1 protein-coding gene is annotated in these 678 nt (G+C 61.9%); it reads right to left on the bottom strand.

Annotated elements, in window-relative coordinates; genetic code table 11:
* Positions 1-7 precede the first annotated feature (7 nt).
* A complete protein-coding gene (locus CEY15_RS17860) occupies positions 8-373 on the bottom strand; it encodes a hypothetical protein (protein ID WP_428844208.1) in 366 nt (121 codons plus the stop codon).
* Positions 374-678: the final 305 nt, after the last annotated feature.

Raw genomic sequence — 678 nt, forward strand, 5'->3', positions numbered from 1 at the left:
TCACCGCTCAGCTATGGGAGACACGCCCTAGCTTCACCCGATCGGCACGCGAGCGAGCCGACTGCTTCTCGATATAGACCCGGTCGCACTCCCCCACCGCCTCGAGCTGACGCGCCTCGTTCTGATCTGCGGCCGACACCCGCACGTACGCCACCCGCTGCCCGCGCGGACGCGAGACCCGGCGAGCTGGCTTCGGCTTCGGCTCCGGTTTCCCTTCGATGATGTTTTCCGAGTCCGTCGACTCCACCCGAAGGTTCCAGCCCAACTCGTCCCGGCGGCGGAACCGGGTTCGCACGCTCCCGCGGCTGACGATGAGCACCTCCTCGCCACCATCACCAGAACGGTTGAGCAACGTCCCGATTCGATCAGCCATGAGGAGACCCTTTCGTCCGGAATCTGTATCAATAGATCCTAAACCCGACGGGATGGCGTTTCATAAGTATCGAACTAGACCCTGTGACACAGCGGCGTTGGTGTGGCTTTCGCCGTTATATGGCGGGGTTCTGTCGACGCTCTGTGGCGGCATCTGCTCATGGCGATACACGCGAGCACCGGTCTGGTCACAGATTGGACCGTTCCCGCTCTGGTGGACACCCGGAGATGAGCGGTGAGTTCCCCCAAGATAGAGGGAGCGGATTATGGGATCTACTCGTCGGAGCTTCACTGCCGAGTACAAGG

This window comes from Dietzia natronolimnaea, assembly GCF_002289575.1.
Classification (GTDB): domain Bacteria; phylum Actinomycetota; class Actinomycetes; order Mycobacteriales; family Mycobacteriaceae; genus Dietzia; species Dietzia natronolimnaea_A.

Excerpts from the sequence above, each read along its gene's own strand:
- CEY15_RS17860 (WP_428844208.1), bottom strand. The coding sequence starts at position 373 with ATGGCTGATCGAATCGGGACGTTGCTCAACCGTTCTGGTGATGGTGGC.